The 15,465-nt window shown below is 68.1% G+C and carries 9 protein-coding genes and 1 pseudogene; 4 read left to right on the top strand and 6 right to left on the bottom strand.

The genetic code is table 11. From position 1 onward, the window contains the following. Nucleotides 1–159: 159 nt before the first annotated feature. Nucleotides 160–382: pseudogene (locus DFR52_RS24925) on the bottom strand (IS3 family transposase); the annotation flags it as partial. A 348-nt stretch (nucleotides 383–730) separates the two neighbouring features. Continuing rightward, complete coding sequence (locus DFR52_RS21320; RefSeq protein ID WP_210205885.1) at nucleotides 731–1,633, bottom strand: AraC family transcriptional regulator; 903 nt, start codon at nucleotides 1,631–1,633, stop codon at nucleotides 731–733. Between the two features lie 105 nt (nucleotides 1,634–1,738). On the opposite strand from DFR52_RS21320, the gene DFR52_RS21325 reads away from it, so the two are divergent. Together DFR52_RS21325 and DFR52_RS21330 are read left to right on the top strand one after the other, a co-directional pair. Further along, nucleotides 1,739–2,476 (top strand): SDR family oxidoreductase, encoded by a 738-nt coding sequence (locus DFR52_RS21325; RefSeq protein WP_110034134.1) that lies wholly within the window; start codon nucleotides 1,739–1,741, stop codon nucleotides 2,474–2,476. 683 nt (nucleotides 2,477–3,159) lie between these two features. Continuing rightward, a complete protein-coding gene (locus DFR52_RS21330; protein ID WP_146215650.1) occupies nucleotides 3,160–9,048 on the top strand; it encodes an Ig-like domain-containing protein in 5,889 nt (1,962 codons plus the stop codon). A 99-nt stretch (nucleotides 9,049–9,147) separates the two neighbouring features. Here the strand turns inward: DFR52_RS21330 and DFR52_RS21335 are convergent, their stop codons facing one another. After that, nucleotides 9,148–10,146, bottom strand: coding sequence for a sensor histidine kinase (locus DFR52_RS21335; protein WP_110034040.1), 999 nt, complete (start codon nucleotides 10,144–10,146; stop codon nucleotides 9,148–9,150). Nucleotides 10,147–10,414: 268 nt separating this feature from the next. On the opposite strand from DFR52_RS21335, the gene DFR52_RS21340 reads away from it, so the two are divergent. Continuing rightward, entirely contained in the window at nucleotides 10,415–11,542 is a 1,128-nt protein-coding gene (locus DFR52_RS21340) for an HPP family protein (protein WP_110034041.1), read from the top strand. Nucleotides 11,543–11,680: 138 nt separating this feature from the next. Here DFR52_RS21340 and DFR52_RS21345 read toward each other — a convergent pair whose 3' ends face one another. From DFR52_RS21345 to DFR52_RS21355, 3 genes are all read right to left on the bottom strand, one after another. Next, nucleotides 11,681–12,928, bottom strand: coding sequence for a DegT/DnrJ/EryC1/StrS family aminotransferase (locus DFR52_RS21345; RefSeq protein WP_110034042.1), 1,248 nt, complete (start codon nucleotides 12,926–12,928; stop codon nucleotides 11,681–11,683). Between the two features lie 74 nt (nucleotides 12,929–13,002). Then, a complete protein-coding gene (locus DFR52_RS21350) occupies nucleotides 13,003–13,383 on the bottom strand; it encodes a N,N-dimethylformamidase beta subunit family domain-containing protein (protein WP_110034043.1) in 381 nt (126 codons plus the stop codon). Between the two features lie 3 nt (nucleotides 13,384–13,386). Further along, complete coding sequence (locus DFR52_RS21355) at nucleotides 13,387–14,319, bottom strand: LysR family transcriptional regulator (RefSeq protein ID WP_110034044.1); 933 nt, start codon at nucleotides 14,317–14,319, stop codon at nucleotides 13,387–13,389. Between the two features lie 86 nt (nucleotides 14,320–14,405). Here DFR52_RS21355 and DFR52_RS21360 point away from each other — a divergent pair, with 86 nt between their 5' ends. Continuing rightward, the gene (locus DFR52_RS21360; RefSeq protein ID WP_110034045.1) at nucleotides 14,406–15,419 is read left to right on the top strand and encodes an NADP-dependent oxidoreductase; all 1,014 of its coding nucleotides are present in this window, start codon (nucleotides 14,406–14,408) and stop codon (nucleotides 15,417–15,419) included. Nucleotides 15,420–15,465: the final 46 nt, after the last annotated feature.

Consider the following 15,465-nt stretch of genomic DNA (forward strand, 5'->3'; position numbering starts at 1 on the left):
CCTTCATGCTTCCGCTCCTTTTCCAAACCGAAAAGTTATAGCGGAAAACTCCAGTCATAAACGGTCCAGTTTTTGGTGCTGAGAGCAATTGGTGATCACCCCAATCTGTGAGTCCGAAAGGTAGAGCGAGCTGCTAAATTTCGCTACCCGCGAGCCCGGCGCCTCCGCGATCCCTTCAATGATATGTTGGTCGCGACATGCATGTCGGACGATGCGGTTGTAGTGATCGACATAGGAAATCTGCCGCAATTTTCCGGGCTGGTCGCGTCTTTAGGCAATCGCTTGCGTTTCGGCCAATTCCATCAGTTTGCGATTCAGGTCCGTTATCCATACGAATGGCGAACGGTTTGCCGTGCCATTCGATGATCTGGTTCAGGCCCCGATGACGAGTTCTCCAGGCAGCGAAACGCTCGGACTTCAGGTGATTTTTTCTTTGTTCGTTTTAACTCCACTTTCTCACGAGTTGGAGCCTCCTACAAACCCGGTGTGGTTCAGTTATCCTTGTTCCCGCAATACGACGTGTCGAGATGGAGGAGCATGCCCGTCCGGTCCCGACGCCGGAGGAAGTCGCCCCTGTCCCGCTGCCAGATGACGACGCCGGTTTTTTCATTCTGCAGCCCAATCGCACGCGTCGCGATCCACAGCCATTTCTTGCCCCGAACGGACACCCGGCGCCCACTCCAGCCCACATCCCGCTTCCGAGCCCAGACCGCATGATCCGGCCTATCCCTCAGGACTCCCTCCTGCGCCAATATCGCCGAGGCGATTCCCCGTAGATCCGCTTGAACGCATGTCCGAATGCGCTCTCCGAGGAATAGCCGACCTCGGCGGCGGCGGCGGCGACGGTCGAGCCGCGGCGCAGCGCGGCGCGCGCCAGGCGCATGCGCCAGCGGAGCAGATAATCGAGCGGGGCGACGCCGACCAGCGACCTGAAGCGCTTGGCGAAGGCCGAGCGCGACATCGCCACCGATTGGGCCAACTGATCAAGGCTCCACGGATGGGCGGCGTCGCCATGCATCAGGCCGATGGCCTTGCCGATGCGGGCATCCGTGAGCGCGCCGATCCAGCCGAAGCTCTCGCCGCTGTCCTGGTTGAGCGCCGCCCGAAGCACCTGGACAAGAAGGACATCCACCAGCCGGTCGGTGAGCACGGCGGCGCCGATCTGCGTTCCCCGGATTTCGTGGTCGAGAATGGCGAGCGTGGAGCGGACAACGGCCGCCGAGCTGTTGTGCGACGGGATCAGCAGGAAGCGCGGCAGCGACCCCAGCAGCAGTTCGGCATCGGATGCCTCGAAACTGAAGGCGCCGGCGATGACAACGGTCTCGTCTCCCCCATGCCGCGCCACGTCCGATCGCCCCCAGTCGAAGGCGGCGATCCCGTCTTCCGGCGGGCTTTGGTCGTCGTTCCCCAAAACGTAGCCCGGCGCGTTGGCGAGAAGGAAACAGTCGCCCGCCGCAAGCTGATGGCGCTGCCCGTCGCCAAAGTCGATCCAGCAATCGCCATGGATCACCGCGCCGAACTTGAAGGCGGGCTTGGCGGGAAAGCGGTAGGACCAGCGTCCGCTCGCCTCAAAGCGCGTGCAGCGTGCGGCCCGGATGTCGAGCAGGGAGAAGACTTCCGACAGGGGGTCCATGGCTTTGATCCGATCGCGACGATTTACCGGCCGATCTAGCATGGATCGTCCCGGATTGACATGGCAAGGTCGGTCTTCAGCACAGTCGGCACGAAAGGCCAGGCCATGATCGGTATCGAAGGAAAAGTTGTCGCCATCACCGGGGCAAGCAGCGGAATCGGCGAGGCCACGGCCCGGCATCTGGCCGAACGTGGAGCCGTTCTCGTCCTGGGCGCGCGGCGCGGCGACAGGCTCGCGGCGCTCTCGGAATCCATTGCGTCGAAGGGTGGAGCCGCATCCCATGTCGTCACCGATGTCACAAGTCGTGAGGACGTCGAGCGACTTGTGGCGCATGCCGTCGAACGGCACGGCAAGCTCGATGTCCTGGTGAGCAATGCCGGCATAGCGCCGATCTCGCCGCTGGACGAGCTGAGGGTGGAAGACTGGGAGGCGATGATCGACGTCAATGTGAAGGGCGTGCTCTACGGGATCGCCGCCGCCTTGCCGGTGTTTCGCCGCCAGGGCTTCGGCCACTTCGTCAACACCCTGTCGACCGCCGGCATCAAGATCGTTCCGACGATGGCTGTCTATGCTGGGTCGAAGAACGCGGTGAGGACCATCACTGAAGCACTTCGCCAGGAGGCCGGACCGTCGCTGCGGGTCACGGGCATCTCGCCCGGTTATGTCGACACGGAGCTCCCGTCCTCGATGACGGATCCGGCGATGCGGGCGCAGGGGGAAGCGGCCATGAAGGCCATGGCGATCCCCGCATCCGCCATAGCGGAAGCGATCGCCTTCGCCATTGCCCAGCCGTCGACTGTCGATGTCGGAGAGATCGTGCTGCGACCGACGACCCAGGGATAGCGGGGAGGCGCCGCTTGATCGTCGGCAGGACCGTTCAAGGCCGGCGCGCCGCCCACGAGATGAGCGTCGCGCGGGACGTGGCCGACTGTTCGCCGATGCCCATTCTCGGTACGCCGACGCGGATGCGTCCCTGAAGGCGCCCTCGTCGTCATGGCCGCCGGCCGCCCGCCGGCAGGCCGCCGGCCGCGGTCAACCATCGCTGCCGCTCCGCCAAGTCTCAAAATCCTGCTGTTCCCGCATCATCCGCTCCCCGGGAAGCACACCGGCCAGGTTGCATCACGAATGCTCGAAAAATGCATGTATTCCGATATGTTAAACTGCATTCGCCATTTGACTGGAAGTAACATTCGTCATAAATAGACGGCAGGGTTGTTCCAGGACTTCGATTGAGCTTCGTCCGTCAGGGCGACAGGGGTTGGCGGCGGGACGTGAAAGCGATCCAACTGAGCATTCGCGATGGCGCGAACCGGGGGGCGGTTGGCGGGCGGCTCTCCGGGCCGTCGCGCAGGTTCGCGCCATCGCTGGCGTCATTCCCTCAGCCGCTCGCCGCCGCTGCGGCGCGGGCCGCGCGGCATTGCCGGCTTGGCCTTGCTTCGGCGGGACGGCTGGCCGCGGGCGCACTGCTCCTGTCTGGCCTGTTCGCGACCACTCCCGCCCATGCGCAGGGGGTGCCGGCCTGCACCATGACCGCGGACCAGATTCCATCGCTCCGGGTGGTCAGGGGCAGCAGCAACAACGTCATCATCGACACCACAAATGGCACGGCCGCCAACACGGCCATGACGGCCGCCTGCACCACCGGCGACCAGGGCATCCCCTGGGTCAGCATCAGGGACGTCTATGTCGAGGACAACACCTTCGCTGACCCGGGCACATTCCTCGGCAATCCCACCGTGACGCTTGCGGGCTCCGGATCGACGTTCAGCTTCGGCGGCAGCAACGGTCGGCAGATCACCTATACGCCGGGGCCGAGCGTGGGGACGACCGAACGCGTGTTCTACGCCGAAGCCAGCAGCTACACGGCGGTCGTCCCGGCCGGCACCGTCAACGAACCGCGCCAGCTGCGACTTTATTCAGGCGGGTCTGTCGGCCCCAACATCTGGATCATCGTCACCATCGATTCGCCCGAGGCGCCGACATCGGCGGTCACGAGCGTCAGTCCCTCCACCGTCTACGCCGGGCAGTCCAGCACCGCCATCGTCACCCTGACCAATCCCAATGCCGGCGCCGCGCTGGCCGGAGTGGCCGACACGATCACCCTGCCTGCCGGCGTCACACTCGCCAGCGCGCCGACGGCCAGCCAGTGCGGCGGCACCGTCGCGGGCGTTGCCGGCGGCAGTTCGGTCGCGCTGACCGGTGGTTCGCTTGCGGCGGGCGCGACCTGCGACCTCACTTTCGCGGTCGCCGCGACGACCGTCGCCACCCACGCGATTCCGGCCGGAACGCCGTCGGCGACAGCCGCCAATGCCGGCGCCGAGGGCACCGCCGGCAGCCTTGTCGTGCAGGCGGCGCCGAGCCCGCCGGTCTACGCCACGCTCGCCTTCTCCAGCGGCGCGGTGAATGTCGGCACCAGCAACACGATCCAGATCACCATCCAGAATCCGAGCGGCAATTCGGCCTCGCTGACCAGTCTCGCGATCGCGTCGAACACGCTTGGCGGCCTGACCGCGAGCTCGCTCGCCTCCAACGGCTGCGGCGGCACTGCAACGTTCGGCACCAGCTTCTCCTATTCCGGCGGCATGACGCTCGCCCCGAACGCGTTCTGCACGATCCAGCTCGTCGTCAGCACCACCACCGCCGGCAGCTACCAGCCCACCATCGGGGCACCCTCCGCCAGCGTGGTGGGCGCGCCCGGGCTGACCGTCACCGGCAGCTCGCAGGCGGTCGCCGCCGCTTCGACATGGCGGGCCTTTCCGACCGCGGCGCTGACCTCGCTCAACCCGGCCAGCATCGTCTCGGGCGGCACCAGCACCGTGACGGTGACGCTGACCAATCCGAACACCGGCGCGATCTCGAATGTCGGCCACGCCATCACCCTTCCGGCCGGCGTGACGCTCGCCGCAGCACCAGCCGCCAGCCAATGCGGCGGCACGGTCAGCGGAACGTCGGGCGGCAACACGGTCACGCTGGGCGATGGCGGGGTCGGTTCGGGATCGATCGCCGGGGGCGGAACCTGCACGCTTCAGTTCCAGGTGACGTCGACCAGCCTGGCCAGCCACAGCATCGCGTCCGGCACGCCGAGCCTCGCCGGCGCATCGTCCGGCGTCGCCGGAACCACGGCGACCCTCACGGTGACCGATCCTCCGGTTCTCGCCTTGTCGCTCGCCGCGGGCGGCACCCCGGTCCAGGGCGGCAGCTTCACGCTGACGCCGACGATCACCAACTCGGGCGGCTCGGCGACCTCGGGCAATCTGACGCTGACCTCCGCGCTGCCCACCGGGCTGACCTTTTCCAGCAGCACCGCCGGTGCCTGGGACTGCGCCGGCTCCAGCGGCGCGGCGCTCAACTGCGTCTATTCCGGCGTGGTGGCGAGCGGCGGGGGCCTCGCCGACCCGCTGACCATCACGGTCGACGTGGCGGCCGCGTCGCCCATATCGGTTTCGCCCAGCTTCACCATTGCCGGTGGCGGTTCCGCCAACGCCACCGGCAGCACCAGTGTCACTGTCTTGCAGATCCCGGCCTCGGTGACGGTCGCCAGTGGCGATGGCCAGTCGGGGCCCTTGAGCACGGCGTTCGCCACGGCGCTGTCCGTCACCGTCCGCGATGCGGGCAGTGTCCTCATCGCCAACACCGCGGTCACCTTCGCCGCCCCGGCCTCGGGCGCCAGCGGCACGTTCCAGGCTTCGGGCACCGATGCGGCGACGGTGAACACGGATGGCTCGGGCGTCGCGAGCGCCGGCGCCTTCACGGCCAATGCAACAGCGGGCGGCTATGCCGTCACAGCGACCGCCGGCGCGGCGTCGGCGAGCTTCAACCTGACCAACGTGGCGCCGCCCCCTGCGCCGGTCATGATCACGCCGGCGGATGGCGCGACGACCGGCGACACCACGCCGGCCTATTCCGGCACGGCCGAGGCGCTCTCGACGATCGATGTGATCGTCGACGGCGCCTCGATCGGCACGACCGCGGCGGATGCCTCCGGAGACTGGACGACAACCGGCTCGACGCCGCTTGCCGACGGCGCACACGACGTCCAGGCGACCGCGACCAATGCTGGCGGCACGTCAGCCGCGTCCGCCACGAACAGCTTCGTCGTGGACGCCACACCGCCTCCGGCGCCCGTCATCCTCGCGCCCGCGAACGGCTCGACGTCCGCCGACACCACGCCGACCTACACCGGAACCGCTGAGCCCTTCTCGATCGTCGATATCGTGGTGGACGGATCATCCATCGGCACGACGCCTGCGGACAGCTCTGGAAACTGGAGCCTCGTCCATCCGACCGCCCTGGCTGACGGTCCTCACGGCGTTGCGGTCACCGCGGCCGATGCGGTCGGCAACGTTTCGCCGGCCTCCAGCACCAACAGCTTCACGGTCGACGGGGCTGCGCCGCAGCCGCCCGTGGTCGCCGCCCCGGCCGACGGCTCGACCGCCAATGACTCCACCCCGACCTTCGCCGGCACCGCCGAGGCGAACTCGACGGTCAGGGTCTATATAGACGGAGCGTTCTCCGGCATCGCGTCGCTGACCGGGACCAGTTGGACCTATACGCCGACCGCCCTGCCGGACGGCACGATATCGATGTGGGCAACGGCGACGGATCTCGCCGACAATCTGTCGGCTCCATCGGCCACGATCACCGTGACGATCGACACCACGCCGCCGCCGGCGCCGGTGCTGGCCGCGCCGACGGACGGCGCGCTCGTCGGAACCACGACGCCGAGCTATTCGGGCACGGCCGAGCCGGCATCGACCGTCAGCGTGATCGTGGACGGCGCCGGCGTCGGCACGACCACGACCGACGGATCGGGGAACTGGAGCTTCGTGCAACCGGCGGCCCTTTCGGACGGGACGCACACCGCGAGCGCGACGGCCATGGACGCCGCCGCCAACGTCTCGGTCAGCTCGACCACCAACAGCTTCACCGTTGACGCCACGCCGCCGCCGGCGCCACTGGTCAGCTCGCCCGCCAACGGCGCGACGATTGCCGACAACCTGCCGAATTATTCGGGTACGGCCGAAGCCTTCTCGACAGTCAGCGTGAGCGTGGACGGCTCCCCCATCGGGACGACCACAGCCGATGGAGGCGGCAACTGGACGCTGACCCAGTCGCCCGGCCTCGGCGACGGGCCGCACGCCGTCCTGGCCACCGCCACGGATGCGGCGGGCAACGTTTCGGCGGATTCAGCCAGCAACGCCTTCACGGTGGACGCCACCGCGCCGCCGGCCCCGGTGGTGACCGCCCCGGCGGACGGCACCTTCACCACCAACCTGCTGCCGGTCTATGCCGGCACGGCGGAACCTCTGGCGACCGTGGAGGTGATCGTCGACGGTGCCTCGATCGGCACCACGTCGGCGGATGGATCGGGCAGCTGGAGTCTGGCGCAGCCGACGGCGCTCAGCCTCGCCACCCACACGGTAGCGGCGAATGCAAGCGATGCGCTGGGCAACACCTCCCCGGATTCCGCCACCAACAGCTTCGAGGTGCGGCCTTTCCCGCCGGTCGCCAGCGACGTGTCGGGCGTCGTCGTCCCCTACGACAGCAGCGGCTTCGACATCGATCTGGCCGGTTCGGTCACCGGCGTCTACGACAGCCTGACGATCGAGACCAACCCCGCGCATGGCACGCTCGAGCTGACCGGCTTCGTGGTCACCTATACACCCGCGCCCGGCTACTATGGCGCCGACAGCTTCGTCTATACGGCCACCGGCGCAGGCGGACCATCGAACACGGCGACGGTCTCGCTGACCGTGGAGACGCCGGGGGCGCCGACAGCCGCGCCGACCTCGGCCAACGTGCCTTACGACACGCCCACGCAAATCGACCTGAGCGGCTCGATCACCGGCGTGCACAGCGCCGTTTCGGTGGCCACCCCGCCCGTCCATGGCACGACGAGTGTCGCGGGCGACGTCGTGACCTACACGCCGCAGACCGGTTATTCCGGTGCCGACAGCTTCACCTATGCGGCGACAGGCCCCGGCGGCGCCTCGGCGGAGGCCCTGGTGAGCCTAACAGTGGCCGGGCCGAGCTTCGTCTTCACGCCTGCCACGGGAAGCGCGCTGCCGGACGGCGAGGTCGATGTCCCATACGACTTTGCCATCAGCGTCACCGGCGGTGCGACGCCTTACCAGTTCGCGGTCGTTGACGCCTTGCCGGACGGCCTGAATCTCGCCGCCGATACCGGCCGCATCACCGGGACGCCGACCACGGCAGGATTTTTCGCCTTCGACATCACCCTGACGGACGACAATGGCGCCGTGGGCATGGCCAGCTACTCGATCACGATCGACTCGGCCCCGCTGCGCCCCGATCCGACCCAGGACGCCGACGTGCTTGGCCTCCTCGATGCCCAGGCGAGCAGCGCCGAGGGTTTCGCCAGCGCCCAGATCGGCAATTTCCGCGATCGCCTGGAAAATCTGCGCGACGAGCAGGGGCGTGCCGGCAACTCGATCAATATCACGGTGAATTCGGCCGGGGAGGACGCTCCGATGGCCTACGCGCTCTCGTTCGCCAATCCGGCCGTTGATGCCATCGGCCGCGCGGTCGCAGGATCGGACGGCGGTGTCCGGGACCGGATGTTCCCGGACACCTCGTTCTGGGTGACCGGCTCTCTCACGCTCGGAACGGCGGACAATGGCGTGATCGATCTTGGACGCACCCTTGTCGGGGTAAGCGGCGGCATGGACCATCGCTTTTCCTCCGACCTGGTCGCCGGCATCGGCTTCGGTTACGGGCGGGATGTCGTCGATATCGGCAGCCAAGGTTCCAGCAGCGAAGGCCAGGCGCTCAGCGCCTCGCTCTATGGCAGCTACCATCCGGGCGACGCCATGTTCATCGACGGCCAGATCGGCGTCGGTCATCTCGATTTCGAGGGCCGCCGCTTCGTCTCCTCGACCGACGATTTCGCGACCAGCAGCCGTGACGGCGCGCAGGTCTTCGGCTCGCTGACCGCGGGCTACCAATACCGGCATGATGGCTTCGTGCTGGAGCCCTACGGGCGGGCCGAGGCGGCCTGGACAAGGCTCGGCGGCGCGACCGAGACCGGCGCCGGGCAAATGAACCTCGCCTTCGGCGAGCAGGACCTGAACATGCTGGCGGGCGTCGCCGGACTGCGCGTCAACTATGCCATGCCCATGGGCTGGGGTGTGCTGACGCCGCAGGCACGGCTCGAATACAGCCATGACTTCGCGGGCGGCAGCCAGGCCAGCATTGGCTACGCCGACCTTGGCGGCGCGCTGCCGTTCACGACGACGCTCGATACGCTCAGTCGGTCGACAGTCTCACTCAGCCTCGGCACCGAGCTGGAATTCGAGGACGGGCTGATGCTGCGCTTCGACTACGACATGATGCTGGGCGTCGACAACGACACGCAGCAGCACGGTGTCCTGGTCCATGTCGGCGGCCGTTTCTGACGCGTTCCAGGCGACGTGCGTGGCACCTGGTCGGTCGCGGGGCGAGGCGACCCGCCGGTCTCGCGGGCGCCCGCCGCCGCCGCTCTCGCCGCCCCCCGCCTAGGCCGCCAGCTTCGCGGCGTTCATGGTCACCGTGACGATGATGCCGTCGTCGGACCAGTCGGTCTCGATTGTGCCGCCGAGCTGGCCCGTGACGCTGCGCCGGATGAGCTTGCTGCCATAGCCTTCCTCGCCGCTGCGGGCGACGGCCGGGCCGCCGCGTTCGGTCCAGACGATGCAGACCTCCTCGGGCGTGGAGCTGCCGGAGATGTCGAGCGTTCCCGTCGACGCCGACAGCGCCCCGTATTTGAGCGAGTTGGTCGCCAGCTCGTGCACCACCAGCGCCAGCGTGGTGGCCGACTGCTCGCCGATGCCCATCCGCGGCACGGCGACGCGGATGCGTCCCATGAAGGCGCCTTCCTCGTCATAGGGCGCCAGCAGCACCGCCAGGAGGTCGCCGAGCAGCGCCGCCCGGCCCTGGTCGCCCGCCAGCGGCCGCACCAGGTCGTGCGCCCGGCCGAGCGCGGTCAGTCGCTGGGTGAGCTCGCGGGCCATCTCGTCGACCGTGGCCACCGAGCGCGAGGTGATCGTGGTCAGGCCGGCGGCGATGGCGAGCAGGTTCTTGACCCGGTGGCTCATTTCGCCGGCGAGCAGCTCATGGCCTTCCTCGGCCTGCTTGCGGCCGGTGACATCGAGGAAGACGCCCGACAGCCGACCCTGGTGCAGCCCCTCGTCATTGCCCAGTCCGCGGGCCGAGATCCAGCGGATCTCCTGCTCGATCAGGATGCGGAAATCGATCTCGTAGGCGCCGACCAGGGCCCGTGTCGCGGCGAAGGCGGCGCGCACCCGGTCGCGGTCGGCGGGATGGATGCGGGAGGAGAGATCCTCGAACGTCACCGATTCCCGCCGCTCCAGTCCCCACAGCACAAAGGCCTGGTCGTCCATGGCGAAGGCGTCGGTCTCCACGGTCCAGGACCACAGCGCCACGCCCGCCGCATGCAGCGCGCGCTTGAGATGCGCAACCTCGCCAAGGGGGTGGTCTGCGTCGCTGAAGGGCATGGAGATCCTGTCATTTCGAGGAATGCAGCCAACCCATAGGGCGTCCGTCCCCGGATGACAACGCCGGCAGCGGAGCAGGGGCCGGGATTGCCGCTAACCCCGGGCCCGGCCATTTCCGGAGCCCGACGCGGCGAGCAGGATGAACTTCGGCCCCGCGTGGATCGGCCATCGGCGCTTCGCCGGCAGAATTGGAACAATCTGCCTTGTGTTGCTGAAATTTGAGGCACATAAGCACGAAATTGTGCAATTCCGGGCCCGCAGATATCCCATGTCAGACAACAGACCCGCGGCCGCACAGGATTTGGGCGGCCGGATCAGATCCTTCCTCTTCGCCCCGGTGCTGCCCGGCGCCACGCTCGGCCAACGGCTCATCGGCTGCCTGGGCGCGCTGGCCGGGATCTGCGTGACCGGCTTCGCCTCGGCGCTGCTCTACGCCCACCATCCTCAGCTGCCGCTGATCGTGGCGCCGATCGGGGCCTCGGCGGTGCTGCTGTTCGCCGTTCCCGCCAGCCCGCTGGCGCAGCCCTGGCCGATCATCGGCGGCAACACCATCTCGGCCATCGTCGGGGTCGGGGTGGGCTACTATGTCGAGCAGCCGATGATCGCCATCGGCCTGGCGGTGGGGCTGGCGATCCTGGCGATGTCGCTCACGCTATCGCTGCATCCGCCGGGTGGCGCGGCGGCGCTGACCGCGGTCCTTGGCGGGACGGCCATGCAGCATTCGGGCCTGTGGTTTCCCTTCGTCCCGGTCGCCATCAACTCGATCCTGCTTGTGGGCACCGGGATCGTCTTCCACCGGTTCTCCGGCAAGTCCTATCCGCACCGCCCGGCCGCGGCGGTCGTCAATGCGCACAGCACCGCCGATCCGCCGCCGGCGCTCAGGGCGGGCTTCAATTCCGCCGACATCGACGCGGCGATCGCCGGTCTCAACGAGACGCTCGACATCAGCCGCGCCGACATCGGCACCTTGCTGCGCGAGGTCGAGCTGCAGGCGCTGCTGCGCCAGCGCGGCGAGGTGAGCTGCGCCGACATCATGTCGCGCAACATCGTCGCGGTCACGACCGCGGACCGGCCGGAGGAGGCGCGGCGGCTGCTGCTCGCCCATGACATCCGCACCCTGCCGGTGCTCGACGCCGAGGGGCGGCTCGCCGGCATCGTCGGGCTGCGCGAGCTTGCGGCGCTGCCGACATCGGGCGCGCTGCCAGTGGCTGCGGCCGCCACGGCGCGGCCGTTGGATCCCGCCATCGGCCTGCTGCCGCGCCTCACCGATGGCGTCAGCCATGCCGTCGTCGTCGTCGGCGACGACCGCCGCGTCATCGGCATCATCTCCCAGACCGACCTGCTGGCGACGCTGGCCCGGCCCGGCGCGGTTTCCGCTCCGGGGCTTTCAGGCTAGAGCGCGCCACCCGCCTGGAATCGCTGGGCCGCTCCGAGATGTCGGTCTCTCGCCCTGTCCTGCAACGAAGTCGCCTTCGTCTGCCAATGCCCTGCTTGTGACGCCAGCTGGCGCGCGCGGGTCAATTGCGCCGACCGTCTATTCGGGGCCGGGCCCCGCTGGCGCGGACGGCCGGGTGGGGCTCGACCGTGCGCTTTCAGTCCAGACCGCTTCCTCGACCAGTATTCTTCCGATGACATCGCAGTCTTCGACCGAGAAGCTCAGCGGCAAGCGCATGTCGAAGAGGCCGGAGAGGATCCGATCCGTGCGCGGCAGGTCCTGACGATCCAGATACCCCCAATCGTGGTGCGTCGAGGTGAAGCCCGTCGCGGTGGGGCGGCCGAACCATTTGACCTCGACTCCCCGGCATTTCCATCGCTCCAGGAGATGCTCGGCGCGCGGGCCGTCTGTCTGCGGAATGCGGAACTGGATCGAACTGCCGACAAACCTGCCCTGCGGCGGACGGGTGGGGAGAACCAGCGCCGTGCAGCCGGCAAGATGACGCGCCACGGCATCGTAGCGCAGATTCCAGGCCAGGATCGACGATTCGAGGCTGGCAAGCTGGGGACGCAGGATCGCCGCCCGCAGATTGTCCATGCGTGCCGACATGTTGGGCATGTCCAGTCTGGGCGCTTCAAAGGCTTGCTCCGCCGGGGCTGCTCCGTGGCGGTCGTAGAGCATGTAGGACCCGGACAGGATGATGGCCCGGGCCATGAAATCCGGATCATTCGACGTCAGAAGCCCGCCTTCGCCGGAATTGATGTGCTTGTAGGTCTGGGTCGAGAAGCATCCGGCGAGGCCGAAATTCCCGCTTCTTGTGCCTGCCCACGTGGCGCCCATCGTGTGCGCGCAGTCCTCGATCACGATCAGCCCCAGGCGGGCGGCCATGTCCGTCAGCCGGTCCATGTCGGCAAGATGGCCACGCATATGCGACAGCAGCAGGTATCGGGCGCCGGACTGCGCCTGCTTGCGCTCGAGATCGGCGAGGTCGATGACCAGATCTTCCGTGATCTCGACCAGGACCGACTGTCCGCCGACGGCCGCAATCGCGCCGGGCACCGGGGCGAGGGTGAAGGCGTTGGTCAGCACCGTGTCCCCGGGCGACACGCCTGCGGCGCGAAGGGCGATCTGCATGGCCTGTCCGCCGGAGGCGCAGGCGAGGCAAAACTCCGCCCCCTGCCATTCGGCGTAGTCTTTTTCCAGCAGGGCGGTTTCGCTCGGCTCGTCGCCCAGCGTGTTGTAGCGGTGGATCCGCCCGCTTCGCAGAACGGCCAGCGCCGCAGTGATGCCCTCTTCGGGAATCGCCGCCTGCTGCGTGAAAATGCCCTTGAAAACTGGAGCGTCCAATTCTTCCAATCCGATCTTGTGCGCGGGATCCGCAGCCTGTGGACGGCCGCGGCCGGAACCGTGATGTCGTCAGCCTATGAAAGGCTCCGCTGCACGACATTTTCAAGCAGCCGGGAGACATTGTTGTCAAAATCGTTCCAGGGCAAGCTGCCGCAGAAGGTGATGGAGCCGGTGGCGAACACCGATCCTCCCCCCGGCACGCTGAAATGGATCATGTCGGCATGCATGATGTCTTCCGCGGGGCCGCCGCTGAGATTGGTCAGATGGGTGAGCATCTCTTCGGGAACCAGCATGAACCGGCCGTCGCGGGTCACGGATCTGGCCAGCAGAACCGCATTGCCGGGTGTGCCGAGATGCTTGTCCATGTGATCGAGTTCGAAGCCGGAGGCGCCGTTGCCGGAAAAGCCGAAATCGCCGATCAGATCGTCAGTGATCCCCTCGAACACCGGGGCCATCTGTCAGGCCGGCGCGCCGGTAGCCGCCTCGGTCGCGAAGGCTGCGCTGAGATGGGCGAGGAAGGCGCGGACGGCCGGATTGGCGCGGCGGCTTTCCGGCCAGAGCGCGGTAACGGTGTGCCGCTCGACGGCGAAATCGGCGAGCACCGGAACGAGGGCGCCGCGGGCCACATGGGGGGCGGCGATGAAGCTGGCGCTGATGCCGATGCCGCCGCCGGCGGCCAGCATCGCCACCAGCGCGTCGCTGACATCGACGACCATGCCCGAGGGCGGCACGAGCTCGATCTCGCGGCCGCCGATCCGGAACGGCCAGCGCAGCATCCGGCCGGTGTTCTGATAGCGCAGGCTGACGGTGTCGTGCCCCGTCAGTTCGTCGGGGTGCGCCGGCGTGCCGCGTTCCGCCAGATAGGCCGGCGAGGCAAAGCAGCACAATCGGTGCGGCGCCAGCCGGCGTGACAGCAGCCGCGAATCGACCGGATCGCCGATGCGCACGGCGATGTCGATTCCCTCTGCGACCAGATCGACCACATGGTCGCTCAGGCGCAGATCCACCGTCACCCTGGGGTGGAGCCTGCGGAAGGCCGGCAGAGCGGGGGCGATCAGATGAATGCCGATCGGCAGGGGTGCTGCGATCCTGAGCGGGCCGGAGGGCTCCGAGCGGGCCGCCATCGCCATCTGCTCGATCTCCTCGGCGGCGCGCAGCAGGCCGAGCGCGCGCTCGTGCAGCTCGCGGCCCTCCGGGGTGAGCACCAGCGACCGTGTCGTGCGGGTGAACAGCGACACGCCCAGCTGCCGTTCGAGCCGCTGCACGCTCTTGCTGACGGCGGAGGGTGAAATCGACAGCGACTTTGCCGCCGCTGTGTAGCTGCCAAGCGATCCCGCGCGCGCAAACGCGATCAGTCCCGTCAATCGTTCCAGTCCGATCTGTTCCGCCATGGCATGATTAAAGCGCCTTGCGACATGATTATCAATCCCGCGGCGGAGATATACATGCGGGATCCCGAGACACGATGGAGACAGAGATGCCCGAGATGATGAAGGCGATCCGCCAGCACGGATTCGGCGGCCCCGAGCTGCTCATGTATGAAGATGCGCCGATGCCTGAGCCGGCGGCCGGGGAGGTGCGCATCCGCGTCCATGCCATCGGCCTCAATCCGCCGGACTGGTATCTGCGCGAGGGCTACGGCATGCTCCCACCGGAATGGCGGCCGCAGGTCACGTTCCCGCTCATCCTCGGAACCGACATCTCGGGCACGGTCGAGAAGGTCGCGGCCGGCGTCGAGGGCTTTTCCGCGGGCGACGAGGTGTTTGCCATGGTCCGCTTTCCGCAGGGCCTGGCGGGCGGCAGCAGGGCCTACGCCGAATACGTCACCGCGCCGGCGTCAGGCGTGGCGCTGAAGCCCGCCGGCATCGATCACATCCACGCCGCCGCGGCGCCGATGTCGCTGCTGACCGCCTGGCAGTTCCTGATCGCGCTCGGGCATGACGAACCCAATCCGCTGCAGGCCGCCCGGCATCAGCCGGTGCCGCTCGGGGGGAGGACCGTGCTTGTCAACGGCGCGGCGGGCGGCGTCGGCCACCTTGCCCTCCAGATCGCCCGGTGGAGGGGCGCGCGCGTCATCGGCGTGGCCTCCGGCAGGCATGAGGCGCTGATGCGGCAGCTCGGCGCCGACGACTTCATCGACTACACCGCCGCCACGCCCGAGGATCTGGTGCGCGACGCCGACCTCGTCGTCGACGCCGTCGGCGGACCCGGCAGCCGGCGGTTCCTGAAAACGCTCCGGCGCGGCGGGGCGCTGTTTCCGATCTTTCCGCTCGGCTTTTCGGACGACGGGGAGGCGGCAAGGCTCGGCGTGACGGTATCGGCCACCCAGGTGCGGTCGAACGGCGCCCAGTTGCGGGAGGCAGGACAACTGCTCGACGACGGCACGCTCGGCACCGTCATCGACAGCACCTTCCCGCTCGCAGAGGCACGCCGGGCCCACGAACGCGCCACCCGCGGCCATATCCAGGGCAAGATCGTGCTGACCGTCTGATGCGGCCATCTCCTCCCGCCCCCTGAGGGGTCCTTGGCGGCAGCGG

The sequence above is a fragment of the Hoeflea marina genome, assembly GCF_003182275.1.
GTDB lineage: Bacteria > Pseudomonadota > Alphaproteobacteria > Rhizobiales > Rhizobiaceae > Hoeflea > Hoeflea marina.

Excerpts from the sequence above, each read along its gene's own strand:
- DFR52_RS21325 (WP_110034134.1), top strand. The coding sequence starts at position 1,739 with ATGATCGGTATCGAAGGAAAAGTTGTCGCCATCACCGGGGCAAGCAGC.
- DFR52_RS21355 (WP_110034044.1), bottom strand. The coding sequence starts at position 14,319 with ATGGCGGAACAGATCGGACTGGAACGATTGACGGGACTGATCGCGTTT.
- DFR52_RS21330 (WP_146215650.1), top strand. The coding sequence starts at position 3,160 with ATGACCGCGGACCAGATTCCATCGCTCCGGGTGGTCAGGGGCAGCAGC.
- DFR52_RS21350 (WP_110034043.1), bottom strand. The coding sequence starts at position 13,383 with ATGGCCCCGGTGTTCGAGGGGATCACTGACGATCTGATCGGCGATTTC.
- DFR52_RS21320 (WP_210205885.1), bottom strand. The coding sequence starts at position 1,633 with ATGGACCCCCTGTCGGAAGTCTTCTCCCTGCTCGACATCCGGGCCGCA.
- DFR52_RS21360 (WP_110034045.1), top strand. The coding sequence starts at position 14,406 with ATGCCCGAGATGATGAAGGCGATCCGCCAGCACGGATTCGGCGGCCCC.
- DFR52_RS21335 (WP_110034040.1), bottom strand. The coding sequence starts at position 10,146 with ATGCCCTTCAGCGACGCAGACCACCCCCTTGGCGAGGTTGCGCATCTC.
- DFR52_RS21340 (WP_110034041.1), top strand. The coding sequence starts at position 10,415 with ATGTCAGACAACAGACCCGCGGCCGCACAGGATTTGGGCGGCCGGATC.